This window comes from Actinospica acidithermotolerans (assembly GCF_018139625.1).
Classification (GTDB): domain Bacteria; phylum Actinomycetota; class Actinomycetes; order Streptomycetales; family Catenulisporaceae; genus Actinospica; species Actinospica acidithermotolerans.
This window is the reverse complement of record NZ_JAGSOH010000141.1, coordinates 1-16337: the sequence shown is the minus strand read 5'-3', so window position 1 is coordinate 16337 and position 16337 is coordinate 1. Positions and strand designations below refer to the sequence as shown.

Annotated in this window: 14 protein-coding genes; 5 read left to right on the top strand and 9 right to left on the bottom strand. The window is 70.2% G+C overall.

Annotated elements, in window-relative coordinates; translation table 11 throughout:
- The 4 genes from KDK95_RS30050 to KDK95_RS30035 all read right to left on the bottom strand — a co-directional run.
- Positions 1–1468: threonine/serine exporter family protein (locus tag KDK95_RS30050; protein ID WP_212521707.1), on the bottom strand; the 1468-nt coding region annotated here is incomplete at its 3' end.
- Positions 1469–1498: 30 nt separating this feature from the next.
- Positions 1499–2059 (bottom strand): Uma2 family endonuclease, encoded by a 561-nt coding sequence (locus KDK95_RS30045; RefSeq protein ID WP_212521706.1) that lies wholly within the window; start codon positions 2057–2059, stop codon positions 1499–1501.
- Between the two features lie 135 nt (positions 2060–2194).
- Positions 2195–3445 (bottom strand): YVTN family beta-propeller repeat protein, encoded by a 1251-nt coding sequence (locus KDK95_RS30040; RefSeq protein WP_307844785.1) that lies wholly within the window; start codon positions 3443–3445, stop codon positions 2195–2197.
- Positions 3446–3484: 39 nt separating this feature from the next.
- A complete protein-coding gene (locus KDK95_RS30035) occupies positions 3485–4366 on the bottom strand; it encodes a polysaccharide deacetylase family protein (RefSeq protein ID WP_212521705.1) in 882 nt (293 codons plus the stop codon).
- Between the two features lie 148 nt (positions 4367–4514).
- Between KDK95_RS30035 and KDK95_RS30030 the strand changes: the two genes are divergently transcribed.
- The gene (locus KDK95_RS30030; RefSeq protein WP_212521704.1) at positions 4515–5471 is read left to right on the top strand and encodes a threonine ammonia-lyase; all 957 of its coding nucleotides are present in this window, start codon (positions 4515–4517) and stop codon (positions 5469–5471) included.
- A 225-nt stretch (positions 5472–5696) separates the two neighbouring features.
- Here the strand turns inward: KDK95_RS30030 and KDK95_RS30025 are convergent, their stop codons facing one another.
- Genes KDK95_RS30025 through KDK95_RS30015 form a run of 3 tightly spaced genes read right to left on the bottom strand, consistent with a single transcriptional unit; the run spans position 5697 to position 8213 of the window.
- Entirely contained in the window at positions 5697–6344 is a 648-nt protein-coding gene (locus tag KDK95_RS30025) for a Maf family protein (protein ID WP_212521703.1), read from the bottom strand.
- A gap of 55 nt (positions 6345–6399) precedes the next feature.
- Complete coding sequence (locus KDK95_RS30020; RefSeq protein ID WP_249162119.1) at positions 6400–6645, bottom strand: acyl-CoA carboxylase epsilon subunit; 246 nt, start codon at positions 6643–6645, stop codon at positions 6400–6402.
- Complete coding sequence (locus tag KDK95_RS30015) at positions 6645–8213, bottom strand: acyl-CoA carboxylase subunit beta (RefSeq protein WP_212521701.1); 1569 nt, start codon at positions 8211–8213, stop codon at positions 6645–6647. The genes KDK95_RS30020 and KDK95_RS30015 overlap by 1 nt, the downstream gene beginning before the upstream one ends.
- A gap of 89 nt (positions 8214–8302) precedes the next feature.
- On the opposite strand from KDK95_RS30015, the gene KDK95_RS30010 reads away from it, so the two are divergent.
- The 3 genes from KDK95_RS30010 (at position 8303) to KDK95_RS30000 (ending at position 11812) form a co-directional block, all read left to right on the top strand.
- Entirely contained in the window at positions 8303–9151 is an 849-nt protein-coding gene (locus KDK95_RS30010; protein ID WP_212521700.1) for a biotin--[acetyl-CoA-carboxylase] ligase, read from the top strand.
- A gap of 129 nt (positions 9152–9280) precedes the next feature.
- Positions 9281–9802, top strand: coding sequence for a PH domain-containing protein (locus KDK95_RS30005; protein WP_212521699.1), 522 nt, complete (start codon positions 9281–9283; stop codon positions 9800–9802).
- A gap of 102 nt (positions 9803–9904) precedes the next feature.
- Entirely contained in the window at positions 9905–11812 is a 1908-nt protein-coding gene (locus tag KDK95_RS30000; RefSeq protein WP_212521698.1) for a GGDEF domain-containing protein, read from the top strand.
- 152 nt (positions 11813–11964) lie between these two features.
- On the opposite strand, the gene KDK95_RS29995 is transcribed toward KDK95_RS30000, so the two are convergent.
- On the bottom strand, positions 11965–12273 hold the full coding sequence (locus KDK95_RS29995) for a hypothetical protein (protein ID WP_212521697.1): 309 nt from the start codon (positions 12271–12273) through the stop codon (positions 11965–11967).
- Between the two features lie 51 nt (positions 12274–12324).
- Here KDK95_RS29995 and KDK95_RS29990 point away from each other — a divergent pair, with 51 nt between their 5' ends.
- On the top strand, positions 12325–13893 hold the full coding sequence (locus KDK95_RS29990; protein ID WP_212521696.1) for a recombinase family protein: 1569 nt from the start codon (positions 12325–12327) through the stop codon (positions 13891–13893).
- A gap of 475 nt (positions 13894–14368) precedes the next feature.
- On the opposite strand, the gene KDK95_RS29985 is transcribed toward KDK95_RS29990, so the two are convergent.
- Positions 14369–15781 carry a replication initiator gene (locus tag KDK95_RS29985; RefSeq protein ID WP_212521695.1) on the bottom strand — a complete coding sequence of 471 codons (1413 nt, stop codon included), beginning with the start codon at positions 15779–15781 and terminating at the stop codon, positions 14369–14371.
- Between the last annotated feature and the right edge of the window lie 556 nt (positions 15782–16337).

Sequence of the window (16337 nt, the reverse complement as noted above, 5' to 3'; positions counted from 1 at the left end):
GGATGAGGCGGGCGAGCTCGCCGCCGAGGTTGACGCCGACGGCGAGGCCGAGGCCGGTGGAGGCGGCGGTGAACAGGTGGGCGGCGCCGAAGCCCGTCTGGCCGCGGACGATGAACAGGACGCCGAGGTAGGTCTGGGAGCCGGGGAGCAGGGCGACCAGGCCGGGGATGGTGAAGGGCAGGCCGGAGGTGGCGTGCCTGCGGGCGATGAGCTGGCCGCCGAGGCCGAGCAGGACGCTCGTGGCGGCGACGGCGATGGTGGGGCTGACCCCGCCCTTGAGCAGGCCGGCGTCGCAGATCCAGACGAGGGCGGCGCTGACGGCGGCGTAACCGAGCAGCCGCTGCCGGACCTGCAGGACGACCCCGAAGGTGAGGCCGAGGACGGCGGCGGCAAGGGTCTGGAGCCAGGGCCTGGACGGGATGAGGAGGTTGTCGGCGGGGTTGAGGTCGATGCCGAAGGCGATCCCGCCGCGCAGCACGACGCTGATCCCGCAGACGATGCCCACGATGATGTAGAAGACCTCGATGAGCCGGGCGGCCGAGGTGATGTAGAAGGCGGTGAGCCCGTCCTGGACCGCGGCGACGAGGGCGCGGCCGGGGAGCAGCGCGAACAGGCCGCCGGTGATGACAGCTGAGGAGCGCACCTCGGCGTGCGCCAGGTCGAGGGCGATCGCGGCCGTCGCGGCGGGCATCGCGGCCGCGGCGTACTGGTAGAACTCCGGCAGTCCGCGCACCGCGAGCGCGGACGCCAGCAGGTGGCCGACCAGCGCGCCCAGGCAGGCGCTGAGGAAGACCAGCCAGCTGCCGCCGACGAGCACCGACGCGGCGCCCGCGAGCAGCGCCGTCATCCCGGCGGTCTGCCACTCCGAGTACGTCTGCCGCCGACGGCGGATCTCCAGCAGCCGGCGGTACGCCTCCTCGACGGTCATCCCGCCCTCGCCGATGTCCCGCACTAGGTCGTGCGCGGCTGCCAGCCGCGTGTAGTCCGACCCGCGCCTGCGCACGCCGCGCGAAGCCGTCCACGCCGGATCCGCGAGCGTCGCCTGGTAGGCGATCGTCAGCATCGTGAACGTGACGTTGACGTCGCAGCGCACAAGCCCGTACCCGTGCACCACGGCCAGCATCCCGGCCTCGACGTCCTCCGCTGCCTCGCCGGACGCCAACAGCAGTTCGCCGAGCCGTAGCGCCAGGTCCAGCACGCTCCGGACCCGCGGCGTCTGGTTAGTCCCCGTCGTCTCGACCGGCCCCGCGGCCAGCCCCGCCACCGGCCCCGCGGCCCGCTCCGCCACCGGTCCCGTGACCGGCCCCGCCACCGGCCCCACAGCCGGTCCCTCGTGCATCCCCTCCGGCTGCTCGTCCGGCCGTTCGGACGGATTCGTCCGCAGCAGGGTCCGCATCCGGTCCTGCCAAGCGCGCTCCTGCCCAGCGCTGCCCGGTATGCCACCGTCGCGCGAGTCCTGTTCCACCACGTCATCAGGGTAACGGCGACCTCGAGATGCTCAGGCCAGAAAATCCTCCAGCGTGAACGAGAACGGCTCGGGGAGCGGGATCGGTTCGTCGATCGGCCGACGGGCAGTGACGGTGTAATCAGTCGGTGACGGCTCGCTGAAAAGGACGGTCTCCTTCGCCTTACGGTCGATCAGCAGATACATGGGGACCTTCGCCGCGGCATAGCCGCGACGCTTCGAATCCCGGTCGTTGGACGGATTCGACGAGGTGATCTCGACGACGAGCGTGACCTCGTCCGCGCTCCGCCAGCCGCCGGGCTCGTCCCGCGAAAAATATCCCCGGCGGGCGACGGTCAGGTCCGGCTGGAACCGGCCGAGCGGCGTGAGCAGGCCGGTGTTGCCGGAGACTCGCCAGCCGTGCATGTTGAACTGGTAGGTCGTCTCCGCGAAATAGCCCTCGTGCTCGGCGTTCGGCGGCGGAGTGACGACGATGTCCCCCTCGATGAGCTCTGCCCTGTACCCCGGAGGCAGTTCGAGGGAATCCAGAAGCTTCTCCGGCTCCACGGGTTCGTGCTCGTCGGTCGCGCTGGGTCGTTCCATAAGTACCGCCATAGTGGCCTCCTCCTTTCCAGGCAAGTCCAGCACGTGCCGGGGGCGAAAGGAAGACGTCGTTATTGAATCACTCGATATGAGTATTAAACGGCGCCGTATTGGTGTGCTTAACGGCGCCGCTTTAACTCGTTCGGCTTAGCGGAAGATGCCGGTGTGGCCGAGGGAGTAGCGGCCGGGTTCCGGGTATACGCACAGGCCGTGCGGGCCCTCGCCGACGGGGATGCGGGCGATGAGGTGGCCGTCGACGGTGGAGATGGCGTAGACCTCGGCGTCGTAGCGGCCGGTGAGCCACAGAACCTTGCCGTCGGCGGAGACGCCGCCCATGTCAGGGCTCGCGTGACCCGGGATCTTCCATTTCGCGACGAGCTTGCCGGTGGCGAAGTCGAGCACGCTGATGGAGCCCTCGCCGCGGTTGGTGATGTACAGGCTCTTCGAGTCGCGGCTCACGTAGAGGCCGTGGGCGCCGTTGCCGGTCGGGATGAAGCCGGTGATCTTGAACGTGTCGCCGTTGAGGGTCCAGACGCCGCTGGTCTGCATGTCGGCGACGTACCAGACGCTGCCGTCCGGGGAGATCTTCACGTCCTGCGGCATCGCGCCGTGCTCCATCGCGATGACGCCGATCAGCGTGTGCTTGGCGGTGTCCACCTTCAGCAGATGGCCGCTGAACTCGCAGGAGGCGATGAAGTAGCTGCCGTCCGGCGAGAAGTCGGCGTGGTTGACGCCCTCGCACGGCACGTGCAGCACGGTTTGGATCGCCATCGTGTGCGGGTCGCGGAAGACGAGCTCCTTGTCGGACTCGGCCATCACGACCGCGGACTTGCCGTCCGGGGTGAAGTACAGGTTGTACGGGTCGTGGACCGGGACCGGGGTGCCGAACTGGCCGGTGGCCGGGTTGATCGGCGTGAGCGAGTTGCCCTGGTCGTTGTTCACCCACAGCGTCTTGAGGTCCCAGCTCGGCACGACGTGCTGCGGCTGATCGCCGACCGGTACCGTGCGCACGACCTTGTACGTGGCCGGGTCGATCACCGAGACCGTGTTCGACTCGGTGTTGGGCACGTACACGTAGCTGGGGTCGTTCTTCACCACCGGCGAGAGCTCGTTCGGGCGGTCCGCCGCGTACAGGTCCTCAGGGTCGTAGTCCGGCATCCCGGGCAGCGCTGCGTGCCGCATCTGCACGGTCGCCGAACCCGCCGCGCCGGACGCCGAGGAAGCGGCGGACGACGAGGACGCGGCGGACGCGGCCGTCTGCCGGCCCGACGCGGCGACCTGCGAACTCGGCGTGCCGTGTGCTTCGGAGCCGAACGTGGCCGCGGCGGTCCAGACGAGCGCTACGGTCGCGGCGGCGCCCGCGCCGAAAAGGAGACGACGGCGGGAAGTTGTCTTCACCGGGGCTACCTCTGCATGTATCTCTGCGAATGTACGATTCTAGGAGCTCTGCGTGGTTTGTGAAGATGGCGAAGTACCGGCCACCGGGAACAGTTCTGACGCCGTGACGGCTCGCAGGCCGCGTTGCCGCAGGCCCGTGAGGATCACCGGAAGAGCGGTGACGGTCTCCGGGTGGCCGAGGTGCAGGGACACGACGTCGCCGCCGCGCACCTTGCCGAGCACGTTGTTCACGATCCGGGTGCTGCCGGGGTCGGTGTAGTCCAGCGGGTCCAGGTCGTAGGACAGCAGGGTGCCGTAGCCTGCCCGTTTCGCCGCGGCCAGCACGACCGCGTTCGCGTGCTGCGCCTGGGACTGCCGGAACCAGCGCCCGCGCGAGCCGGTGAGCTGTTCGAGCCGCTGCGCGCAGCGCTCGATCTCGTCGTAGGCCTGGGAAGCGGACATCGCGTCGATGTCGAGGTGGTTCTCGGTGTGGTTGCCGAGCTCGTGCCCGCCTTTGAGGACACGTTCGGCCATTTGGGGGTAGTTCGCGAGCCAGCGGCCCACGGCCAGCACCGTCAGCCGCGCGTCCGCCTTCTCCGCTTCGGCGAGCAGCGCCTCGGCGAGTTCCGCCGTTCCGTCACCGTGGAACGTGAGTGCGACCGCGTCGGTCACCGAGGGGGCCTGGGAGACCTCGGGCTGGGTGAGGGCGACGGGGCTCGCGCCGGGCAGCGCCGCGGAGGCGGAGGACGTCGGCGCGCCCGGCGTCTGAGAAGGGCCCGAGGACGCGCCCGCAGCGGCGGACGCACTCGCCGCGGATGATGCCGAGCGGCCGTCCGAGCCGCCGCAGCCGCCGGCCGCCGCGAGCAGGGGCAGCGGCGCGAGCGCGCGCAGGACGGTCCGCCGCGCCCAGGGACGCGGGTGGGCTTCGTCGGGCGCGGTCACGTGGAGACCATATGCGCCGGATAGTCAGCTTTCCGGTATGCCACTCCGATGAGTGAAACCCTCACTCGATGGGAGCAGTCCGCCTCATGACGATTGGACCGCTCGTGTTCCTGGCGCCGCGCCGGACCCGCTGGCAGGATCACGAAGCATGGGGACTCCGACGTACGCCGACCTCGCCGCCGCCCGGAACTTGCTCACCGACCTGCTCCCGCCGACGCCGTCTTGGCACTACCCGGTCCTCGACGCCGCGGTCGGCGCCGAGGTCTGGATCAAGCACGAGAACGCGCAGCCGGTCGGCGCGTTCAAGGTGCGCGGCGGGCTCACGCTGCTGGCCTCCTTCGACGACGAGCAGCGCGCCAACGGCGTCGTCGCCGCGTCCACCGGAAACCACGCGCAGTCCATCGCGTACGCCGCGGCCCACTTCGGCGCGCCGTGCACGATCGTGATGCCGGAGAACGCGAATCCGATCAAGGCCGCTGCCGTCCGCGCACTCGGCGCCCGGCTCGTGCTCGAAGGCGAACGGTTCGACGACTGCCGCCTCGTCGCCGCGCGGATCGGCGAGGAGACCGGCGCCTACTACGTGGACTCGGGCGACGAGCCGGCGCTGATCGCCGGCGTCGGTACGGCCACGATCGAATTGCTGGAACGCGCCCCCGACATCGCAGCGCTCTTCGTCCCGGTCGGTTCGGGCACCGGCGCCGCCGGTGCGGCCCTCGCAGCCGCCGAGCTCGCCCCGAACTGCCGCGTCATCGGCGTGCAGTCCGCGCAGGCGCCCGCCGCCCACGATTCGTGGCGCGGCGGGGAGCTCGTCGATCGGCCTAATCGTACGATTATCGAGGGTGTTTCCACGGCAAAGCCGTTCGCCCTGCCCCAGCGGATCATGCGCGAACTGCTCCACGACTTCCTGCTCGTCGACGACGCGGACATCCGCGCCGCGCAACGCATGCTGCTGACCTCCGCGCACACGATGGCCGAAGGCGCCGGAGCCGCCGCGCTCGCCGGGCTGTGGTCCGTCCGCGAGCAGTACGCCGGTCGGCGCGTGGCGGTGATCTGCAGCGGCGGCAACGCCAGCGAGGCCGAACTCGCCGACGTGCTGCGCGCCTGACGCCTGCTCAGCGGCGGCCGCCGACCGTCGGAGCGCGCGCCGGCGGTCCGCTCGGCCGCCGCCTACGTGCCGGCGGCCTACGTACGCGCCGCCGTCGTGCGAACCGCCGTCGTGCGAACCGCCGTCGTGCGAACCGCCTACGTGCGAACCGCCGTCGTGCGCGCCGCCGTCGTGCGAACTCCTACGTGCCGACCGCCTTCATTTCCGGCCGCCGTCGCGCCGCCCTCACTTCCCGGCGGCGTCCCCAGCGGCCGCGGCGGACGGGTGCGACTTCCACAGCTCGGGAACGCTCACGCCGACCTCGCCGAGCAGCCGCCGGACCAGCGGCAGCGAGATGCCAACGACGTTCGACGGGTCGCCCACGATCGACTCGACGAACCAGCCGCCGAGCCCGTCGAGCGTGAACGCGCCGGCCACGTGCAGCGGTTCGCCGCTGGCCAGGTAGGCCTCGATCTCCTCGTCGGTGACCTCGGCGAACCGGACCATCGTCGGGTTCACGTCCAGCGCGACCTTCCAGTCGTCCGGATCGGCGCCGCCGCGCGTGTCGACGACGCAGTGGCCGGTCACCAGTACGCCGTCCTTGCCGCGCATCTCGCGCCACCGGGCGCGCGCCTCGTCCACATCGGCGGGCTTGCCCAGCGCCGCGCCGCCGAAGTCGAGCACCGAGTCGCAGCCGATCACGACCGCGCCCGCCCCGACGTTAGCCGCGACGGTCTGGGCCTTCGCGATGGCCAGCTGCAGGGCCAGCTCCGCCGGACTGGCCGCGTTGAACGCGTCCTCGTCCACGCCGCTGACTATCTGCTCCGGCTCCAGGCCGGCCGCCCGCAGCGTGGCGAGACGGGCCGGGGACTGGGACGCGAGGACGAAGCGCACGTGGGTGCTCCCTAGGTGACCTGGACGACGGTTGATGAGGGGTCGTGCAAGGGCGTCAGCGCGGCAGCGCCGACTCCCGCCAGCCTGCGCGCGCGCCGAAGTCGATCCGCGCGGACCGGACGTAGCGCGCACGGTCCGTCCAGGCCGACACGGCTGCGGCCGGGGCCGCGGCGCCGTTCCCGGCGCCCGCGGCGGACCGCGCCGCGAGCACCGCCACCAGCGCGGCGAGTTCCTCGGCCGAGGGCTCGCCGCGTACGATCCGCACCGCCGGCGGCTCGGCGGGGTCGTGAGTCTGAGTCATCACAGCGGAATGTTCCCGTGCTTCTTCGGCGGCAGGCTGGCGCGCTTGGTGCGCAGGGTGCGCAGGGCGCGGGCGACGAAGGCGCGGGTCTGCGCGGGCTCGATCACCGAGTCCACGTAGCCGCGCTCGGCCGCCACGTACGGGTTGAACAGCGTGTCCTCGTACTCGGCGATCAGCTCGGCGCGCTTGGCCTCGACGTCCGCGGCCTCCGCGATCTCCTTGCGGCGCAGGATGTTGACCGCGCCCTGCGCGCCCATCACCGCGATCTGCGCCGTCGGCCAGGCCACGTTGATGTCCGCGCCGAGATGCTTGGAGCCCATGACGTCGTATGCGCCGCCGAAGGCCTTGCGGGTGATGACCGTGACCAGCGGCACGGTCGCCTCGGCGTATGCGTAGAGCAGCTTCGCGCCGCGCCGGATGATGCCGTTCCACTCCTGGTCGGTGCCGGGCAGGAAGCCGGGCACGTCCACGAAGGTGAGCACAGGGACGTTGTAGGCGTCGCAGGTCCGGATGAACCGCGCGGCCTTCTCCGAGGCGTCGATGTCCAGGCAGCCGGCGAACTGCATCGGCTGGTTCGCCACCACGCCGACGCTGCGCCCCTCGATCCGGCCGAAGCCGACGACGATGTTGGGCGCGAACAGCGGCTGGACCTCGAGGAAGTCGCCCTCGTCCAGCACGTGCTCGATGACCGTGTGCATGTCGTACGGCTGGTTGGCCGAGTCCGGGATCAGCGTGTTCAGCTCTTCGTCGGCGGCCAGGTCCTCCTCCGCCTCGAAGACCGGCGGGTCCTCCAGGTTGTTCTGCGGCAGGTAGGACAGCAGCGCCTTGACGTACTCGATGGCGTCCTTCTCGTCGGAGGCCTGGTAGTGCGCGTTGCCCGACTTGGTGTTGTGGGTGTGCGCCCCGCCGAGCTCCTCGAAGCCGACGTCCTCGCCGGTGACGGTCTTGATCACGTCCGGGCCGGTGATGAACATGTGCGAGGTCTGGTCGACCATCACGATGAAGTCCGTCAGCGCCGGCGAGTAGACCGCGCCGCCCGCCGCCGGGCCGACGATCAGCGAGATCTGCGGGATCACGCCGGAGGCGTGCACGTTCCGCTTGAAGATGTCGGCGAAGGCGCCGAGCGCGACGACGCCCTCCTGGATCCGCGCGCCGCCGCCGTCGTTGATGCCGACGAGCGGGCAGCCGATCTTCATCGCCAGGTCCATGACCTTGCAGATCTTCTCGCCGTTGACCTCGCCGAGCGAGCCGCCGAAGATCGTGAAGTCCTGCGAGTACACGCACACCGGGCGCCCGTCCACCGTGCCGTAGCCGGTGATCACGCCGTCGGTGTACGGCCGGTTGTTCTCGATCCCGAAGTTCGTGCTGCGGTGCCGGGCGAACTCGTCCAGTTCCTGGAAGGAGCCCTCGTCGAGCAGCAGCTCGATCCGCTCGCGCGCGGTCAGCTTGCCCTTGGCGTGCTGCTTCTCCACCGCCCGCGCGGACCCGGCGTGAACCGCTTCGTCGAGGCGGGTGCGCAGCTCGGCGAGCTTTCCCGCGGTCGTGTGGATGTCGGTCGTGTCGGTCATGGCGGTTTCTTCTGCTCCCGGGTGGTGTCCATCGGAGAATCCCTGACGGCGTCCGGAGCCAATGTATCCGACAGGCATAGGCTCGTCCCATGGTGTCTGCCTACAACGATCTCGACCGGCCGCCGTTGGACGAGCGCAGCGTGCAGCGGGCGTTGATGACGCCCGGCGGATTCGTCTCCGCGATCCGGGTGCTGCCCAGCGTGGAGTCCACCAACACCGCCCTGCTCGGTGCCGCGGCGGACGGCGCCCCGCACGCCTCGGTGCTCGTCGCCGAGGAGCAGACCGCGGGAAAGGGGCGACTGGGGCGTACCTGGACGGCTCCGGCGCGTTCCGGTCTTTTCGTCTCGATCCTGCTGCGCCCGCAGGCGCCGTCCGCCGCCTGGACCTGGCTGCCGCTGCTCGCCGGCGTCGCGGCGCGCGAGGCGGTGGCCCGCGCCTGCCGGCTGGAGATCGGGCTGAAATGGCCCAACGACCTCGTCGCCGCCTCCGGCGAACTCGCAGATCGGAAACTCGGCGGGATCCTCTGCGAGACCGCGCAGGACGCCTCGGCGCTCGTCGCCGGCATCGGGATCAACGTCACGTTGCGTCAGCACGAACTTCCCGTGCCGCAGGCGGCCTCGCTCGCGCTGGCCGGGGCGGAGTCGACGGACCGCGACACGCTGCTGCGGGCGCTGCTGCGCTCCTTCGGCGACTGGTATACGCGCTGGTCGGAGGCCGATGGGGACGCCGAGGCCGCAGGACTGCGCGACGCCTATCTGCAGGCCTGCGTCACGATCGGCCGCCACGTGCGCGCTGAGCTGCCCGGAGGCCGGTCCGTGACCGGGCGCGCGAGCGGCGTGGACCGCTCGGGCGCACTCCTGGTCACCACCGCTGACCAGGGCGAAACCGCGATCGGCGCGGGCGACGTGGTTCATCTGCGGCCGGAGGCGGGTAACTGAGCATCAGAACCCTTGGGCGGCCGTGGATTTCTGTCGGTGCGACATGTCAGGATGGGGCACCACACGGAACCGAACAGCCGTGGTCACCTAAGGTCACCCTCGATTCGAGGGGGGAGAGGAACGTACGCGATGGGGTACCCGACCCGACTACTGAGCGAGGGCGAGCGGATCGATCTCGAACTGCGCCCGCATTGGAAAGCCCTGGTCCTGCCGGTCATCATGCTGCTCGTCGCGTGCGGAGCCGCCGGATTCCTGCTGACCGTCTCGCCGAGCCCGAGCAAGACGAGCGGTGAGATCAGCTGGATAGCGATCGGCGTCGTCGCGCTCGCCGTGATCCTCTACTTCACCGTGCGGCCGTGGCTGCACTGGCTGTTCAGCAACTACGTCATCACCAACCGCCGACTGATCATCCGGCTCGGCTTCGTCCACCGCGTCGGCCGCGACCTGCCGCTGGAGAAGATCAACGACGTCTCCTTCCGGCACGACTCGATCCTCGACCGGATGCTCGGCTGCGGCACCCTCGTGGTCGAGTCGGCGGGCGAGCACGGACAGGTGCTGCTGAACGACATCCCGCGGGTGGAGGAGACGCAGCGCGAGATAAGCACGCTGATCTCGGGCGACCCGGCCGCCGGAGCGACGGCCCGCGCCTGAGTCCGGGCCCGCGTCCCGGCGCGGCGGTATGCGAGCAGCGGATGAGAGCAGGCGAGTGAGCTAGCGCGACCGGTGGCGGCCGGTCGCGGAAGGCAGGGGCGGGTGGACGGGTACGGCCGTGGCGCTACCGGAGGGCCGCCCAGCGGGCTGCCCGACGGGCCGCCGGCAGGGCCGCCCGAGTCCTGGGGCCACGGCAGCCACGCCGCGCCGATCGGCTCCGCCCAGTCCGCCTGGCGCCGCGCCTCCGAATCCGGTCCGGGCGCGCACGCGGCACCGACGGGCTACGGCCCGGCCGGTGCCGCGGCGGCCCCGGGCGCGCCGCAGCAGTACCCGGTCGCGTACGTCGACTCCGCCGCGAACCTGGCGGTCCGGCTGCGCGCGCTGGCCAAGTTCACCAAGCTGATCGCCGACGCGAGCTCGACGATCGACGTCGCGGAGGCGGCCGCGGCCGAGGCGTACCGCCAACTCGACGCCGCGTCCGTGTCGATCTCCATGTGGGAGCGGGACACCGGCCTGCTCCGGGTGCTGGTCAGCCACGGCGGCCAGCTCGGCGAGGGCGTGTCCGACCGGCCCGCGAACGAGACGTACCCGGTCACCGACTTCCCGACCGTGCTGCTGAGCGAGGACGAGGTCGGGCCGTGGATCCAGACCGCGGAGGCGGGCAGCGGCGACCCGAAGCGGGTCGACCTGATGCGCCGCCGGGGCCTGCGCTGCGCGCTGATCGCCCCGATCGTCTTCGGCGGCCGCGCCTGGGGCGAGCTCTACGCCGCGCGCGCGACACACCAGCCCGACTACAGCGAAGCCGACCTCGACTACGCCGAGGCGCTCTCCACGCAGGTGGCCGCGGGCCTCGCGCGGGCGAGCCAGATGGAGCACATCGAACGGCTCGCGCTCACCGACCAGCTCACCGGCCTCGCCAACCGCCGCGCGTTCGACGCGCGCCTCGACGCGGCGATGGATCGTCATAACACCGACGGCACGGTCGTCTCGCTCGTACTCTGCGACGGCAACGGCCTCAAGCGCATCAACGACACGCACGGCCACGACCACGGCGACGCGCTGCTGGTCGAGCTCGGCGCGTGCGTCTCGGCGGCCGCCTCCCGGCTGCCGCGGGCCCTCGCCGCGCGGCTCGGCGGCGACGAATTCTGCCTGCTGATCGAGGGATTCACCGCGGACGACGCGGTGGCCGCGGCCGAGGACCTGTGCCTGCGCGCGCTGACCGTGCGCGGCGGCGAGGGCATGTCCTGCGGCGTCGCCTCGACCGGCGACCCGATCGGCCGGGTCGCGACGCGCGACGGCCTGTTCCGGCTCGCCGACGCCGCGCAGTACCGCGCCAAGCGCTCCCGCTCGCTCTCCCCGGTCATCGCGGGGCGCGGACAGCCGCCGGACCCCGAGCTGCCGATCCAGCAGCGCGGCGTGCCGGTGGCCGCTGGCCGCGGCCGTGCCTCGGCGCCGATCGAAGCACTGCTCGGCCAGGCGCTCGCCGGCCTCGACAAGCTGCCGCCCAACGCGCAGCGGGCGGACCGGGTCGAGGTGATCGTGGATCAGGTCGCGCGCGGCCTGGACGCGGCGTCCTGGTACATATACCGCCGCGCCACGCAGCAGGGCCCGCTCTACCAGGAGCGCTCGGCCGTCTACCGCGCCGCCTCCGAATCCGGCTCGTACACGATCCCCGGTGCGCTCCCCGAGTCGCACCAGCGCGCGGTCGAGGCCTCGCCGACCGCGCCGCCCCACTGGATCGAGCCGATACCCCGCGTCGCCGAGCAGCTGCGCGGCTTCGGCGCGGTCACTCCCGCAGTGGGTCAGGACTCGAACTGGAACCCCGGAGACCTGGGCATATCCCCGGAGTTCCTGGCGGCGGCCGGCTACACCTCGGCACTGTCGGCCGGCGCGACCGCCGCCGACGGCTCGCAGTGGCTGGTGGCCGTGCTGCTGGACGAGATCTCGCTGTGGGCTCTCCCGGCGCTGCCGCTGCTCCGCGTCCTGCTGGCCACCTCGGTTACGACCTGACGGTGTGGCGGCCTCGGTTACGACCTGATGGTGTGGCGGCTTCAGTTACGACCTGATGGTGTGGCGGCTTCGGTCACTACCTGACGATCCGGCGGCCTCGGTCATGGCCTGACGGTCCGGCGGCCTCGGTCATGGCCTGATGGTGTGGCGGCTTACGGCAGCTTCTTCGCCGAGTCGCAGACCTCCTCGACGAGATCGCCCAGCAGCCGCCCGTCGTTCATCGTGAACTTCACCGACGCGTCGCCGAGCCGGCTCGCCCGGACCCGCTTGAGCAATTCCTCGTATGCCGGGAAGAGCTCCGCGGTGTAGTGCGCGCATTCCGCCTTCGAGATGACCTCGCCGGTAGCGATCGTCCGGTGCAGCCGGCCGGGACCGGTCCCGCACCAGACCGCGAAATACGGCCGGAATTCCTCCTCCGGATCACGCTCGCTGACCACGCGGTGCGTCTGCAGTGCGATCATCCGCCAATAACCCTCGAGGTTACTCGGGGGTCGCAGAACTATACTATTCCTATGACGAACTTCGGAGATGCCCAGGTCAGGCCGCAGAACGCGGGAGCGTATGCGCGAATCTCAGACGACCCGTCAGGGCTAAAGAAGGGGGTGGGTCGTCAGACCGAGGATATGCGCGAGCTCGCAGCGCGGACCGGGTGGAAGATCGGTCGTTTCTACATCGAGAACGACGTGAGTGCGTTCAAGAAGCGGAAGGTCACGCTTCCCGATGGTTCTGTGGTGTGGCGTGTCATCCGGCCCGAGTGGCGCAAGATGCTGGACGACTTCCACAACGGGGTTATAGACGGGCTCATTGTCTACGACCTGGACCGACTCGCGCGGCAACCTCGCGACCTCGAAGACCTCATTGACCTTGTTGAGTACCACGGCCGTCCCGTAGCAGGCGTAACCGGAACCATCGACCTCATGACGTCCGGAGGACGAGCCATGGCCCGTGTACTGCTCGCCATGGCGAACAAGTCCAGCGAGGACACTGCCCGCCGAGTCGCGCGCGAGAGCCTGGCACGGGCCAACGAGGGCAAGACACGAAAGCTTCGGCGCTTCGGCCGCACCATCGACGGAGAGTTGATCGCCGAAGAGGTGGAGGTAATTCGCTGGGCAGCAGGCCGGATCACGGACGGAGCCTCTTGGGCGGGAACGGTCAAGATCTTGGAAGACGGGGATGTTCGGCCGGTTAACGGCGGAACCTGGTCTGTCGCAGCCTTGCGCCGGTACATCCTGCGCCCCACGGTGGCCGGAATCGCCGTCTACAACGGCGGTATGCGAGGTAAGAAGGACGATCGCTCGCTCGTTCAGCAGCTCACGGGAAGCGCGTTGAAGAACGCTGACGGCTCTTACGTGATGACCGACCTTGACCCCATTCTCACTGTCGAGGAGTGGGAAGCGCTCGTGTCCGTCGTCGACGAGTGCCGGAACACGACCCAGTTCACCGGCAAGGGCACGCGGAAGTACCTCCTTTCTGGGCTGCTCCGGTGTGGTCGGGAACGTGAGGACGGGACGATTTGCAATGTGCCTCTCGTTGGCACGTGGGTACGCGACAAGCGGCATGAGCCCTACATCGTCTATCGCTGCCCCGGCCCAGCGCAGCGCGGTTGCGGCAACCTGTCCCGTCACGCAGCCCGCACGGACGAGCTGATCGAAGACCTGTTGTTCGAGTACATCGCGGCGAAGGCCCCTACGGCCAACGCCGTTGCTCCTCAGGCAGCAGGTCCGAGCCAGGACCAGGCGGACCTAGACGCCACGACGCAGCGGCTTGAGAAGCTTCGCGAGGGGTACGCCGCTGGCACCACCAGCGACGAGACGTTCTTTGCGACCGTGCCTCTGCTTGAAGCGAGGATTAAGCAGCTTAAGAAGGCCATCAGCGAATCAGGGCACATCAGCCCCAGAGGCATTCCCATCCGAACCGTGGAGCAGGTTCGGGCGCACTGGGACCGCACGGACGTTGCAGGTAAGCGCGCAATCCTCGGACAGTACCTCACCGCAATCGTCGTCAAGCCGTCTGCGTCCCGAGGCCGCGCGAAGTTCGATCACACGGCTTTCAAACCGGTGTGGATAGACACCGCCGCATAGCCCCAGGCGCGCGAAAGTGCCCCGACTGTCATTCAGACGGCCGGGGCACTCGCCGAGGACTACGCGCGCTTTCGACTGCTTGTCAGGAGCCGCAGCGTCCGCCGCCACGCCTCCACGCTGATCTCCGGTGCCCGCTCCACCTCACGCGCAATCCACTCCTCTCGCGTGATCATGCTTGGCCCGGCATCGGTCCCTTCGGGGCTCAACTCCGCGCGGTTGGCACCGAGCCCACTCACCCTGGCCGAGCGACAAGCAACCGAATGATCTTGGGTTCCGGGTAAGGCCCCTTCGGGACTCAGCGATTCGAGCGCCTGGCCGCCGCTCTGGCGGGGCTGGTCTCGCGGCGATGCTATTAGTCGATCTTGGTTTGGGATAAGGTCGCTGCGCGGCTCACCCTCTTCAGCGCCCGGCCGCCGTCGTGATTCGGCCGGCATTGCGCCGCGATTCGGTTGAAGCTCCAGGTCAGGGGGCTGGTTCACGTGTCACCCCCGACATCGATCCAATCGGGTCGAGGCCCCTTGCGGATCGCTGTTTCCTCCGCGATCCCTTCCGCGATCTCGGCGAGGTCGGGTGCCAGGCCCTTGCCGACGAACTGCCACGAACTCTCGCGCACGACGCCGGTTTTCGGCTCGACCACCCCGGCCAGCTCGCGCCGATACGCCGCCCGCCCTTCGCGCAGCGCCCCGTACGTCGTCGAGTAGACCCGCGATTTCGTGGCGATGTTGCCCCGGAACCCCAGCTGATTCGCCCACATCTGGAGATGCAGGCCCTCGTACTCCGGGACCTCCCCGAGCTCCCACGCCGTACGCATCAACCTGCGCGCATGCCCGCTCAGCGGCGCAGCCTCGATCTGCCCGACGTGCCGCAGCCGGTGCGGCAAGACCATGCCCGCAGGCTCACCCTTCGTGACGTACTTCGCGATGTACGAGCCGACCGCCGTCTCCGACAGCGCGCGCTCATCGCTGCCGGTTCCGGTGATCTCGCGCACGTCCAACTCCCGGCCCAGCGCCAGCGTCCGCCGCCCCCCGCCCGGCCCCGTCAGGTACCGGTGCGTCGACGGCCCCGCCGCCGTGACCGCATCCCGCAACAGTCCGACCGAGGCCCAGACCGGCGGAGCATCGCCCGGACCATCCGGGCCGTCGAAACGGAACACCGCGTGCGCGTGGATACTCCCGCGCCGCTGAAACTCCACCACCTTCGCGAACGACAGGCGCACCAACTTCGGCAACTCGCCCCGCCTGACCCCGGCCCGCTCCGCCGCCGCACGGCCGATCTGCTTGACGAACTGGTTCCACAGCACGCCGAACGACGCATTCCACAGCACCGCGCCCGCGTAGTCGTAGCACTCCGGGCACAACGGCACCCCGACCCGTGGATCGGCCGCACCGTGCGTCGCGGTGCACCACAGCCGATTCCCGTGCGGGCACTGCGGATTCCCGCGCCGCACCCGGCACCGGTCCGAGGCCCTGTGGTTATCCGTCACCCGGTGCACCGGCCCGAAGCTTGGTGCCGTCACCGTCACGAACACCCGAGGGTGGTTCGAGACCGCCGCCGGAACCCCCTTCCCCCCGGACAGGCCCGACTTGACGATCTGGAACGTGTCGCCGTTGTGCAGCAGACTGCACGGCAGGCACACCGACTCGCGCCGGTTGCGACACGCGACCATCAACGTCCCGAACGGCAAGTCGCCCGACCGGAACACGTGCAGCAACTCACCGGTACCTGCGTCGCGCGTAAGCGTGTGGCCCACCAGCATCACCGGCTCAGCGCACCCGCCCAGCCGCTCAAGCGCCCGATACCAGGCCCGGAACTCAGGCCCCACCATCCGCGAAAGATGCGAGATCCGCAGCACCGGCCGCTCACCGTTGCCCAGCATCACCGCGACCACCGCCGCACCATGTGCGCCGTTGACCCCCGCGTGCCCGGGTTGGCCAGCGCGCAGGCCGAACCGCGGCGCACCCCACCCGGCCCGACCTGGACTCGGGGCGCCGCGGTTCGGCCGGCGCGCGGCCCCCTCACGCGCTGTGGGCCACTTCCCGAATCAACCCCGTGCGGCACCGGACCGCCGGGGAGCATGCTCTGATTCCTACTGCACAGCGACAACCGTCACTCTCGTGTGATGACAGGCGGCGCGCCCCCGAGCCGTTCCGGAGTGCGCGCCACCTGTGTTTCATCGAATCCCGACTACCGGGCTACTTCTCGCCCCGGCCCCCGCACGCCCGGCACGCCTTGCGCGTGTGGTGGTTGCCGTTGCCGGACTTGGACCACATGCGGCCCCTGCCCTTGCACGAGCGGCACAGCCGCCGACGGCGCCGAATCTTGCGCTCGGGTTCCTTACCACTCATCGCCCCGCCCTCCACCACGCCCGCTCGTCATCCACAGCCCCGCCCGTCCCGTGGCAGGCCCGGCACTCACGCCAGGCCCGCCGCAGCAGGCTCCACCGC

Bases quoted from the DNA above. Each gene is read 5' to 3' on its own strand.
- KDK95_RS30045 (WP_212521706.1), bottom strand. From the start codon at position 2,059: ATGGCGGTACTTATGGAACGACCCAGCGCGACCGACGAGCACGAACCC.
- KDK95_RS30030 (WP_212521704.1), top strand. From the start codon at position 4,515: ATGGGGACTCCGACGTACGCCGACCTCGCCGCCGCCCGGAACTTGCTC.
- KDK95_RS30020 (WP_249162119.1), bottom strand. From the start codon at position 6,645: ATGACTCAGACTCACGACCCCGCCGAGCCGCCGGCGGTGCGGATCGTA.
- KDK95_RS30015 (WP_212521701.1), bottom strand. From the start codon at position 8,213: ATGACCGACACGACCGACATCCACACGACCGCGGGAAAGCTCGCCGAG.
- KDK95_RS30010 (WP_212521700.1), top strand. From the start codon at position 8,303: ATGGTGTCTGCCTACAACGATCTCGACCGGCCGCCGTTGGACGAGCGC.
- KDK95_RS30005 (WP_212521699.1), top strand. From the start codon at position 9,281: ATGGGGTACCCGACCCGACTACTGAGCGAGGGCGAGCGGATCGATCTC.
- KDK95_RS29995 (WP_212521697.1), bottom strand. From the start codon at position 12,273: ATGATCGCACTGCAGACGCACCGCGTGGTCAGCGAGCGTGATCCGGAG.
- KDK95_RS29990 (WP_212521696.1), top strand. From the start codon at position 12,325: ATGACGAACTTCGGAGATGCCCAGGTCAGGCCGCAGAACGCGGGAGCG.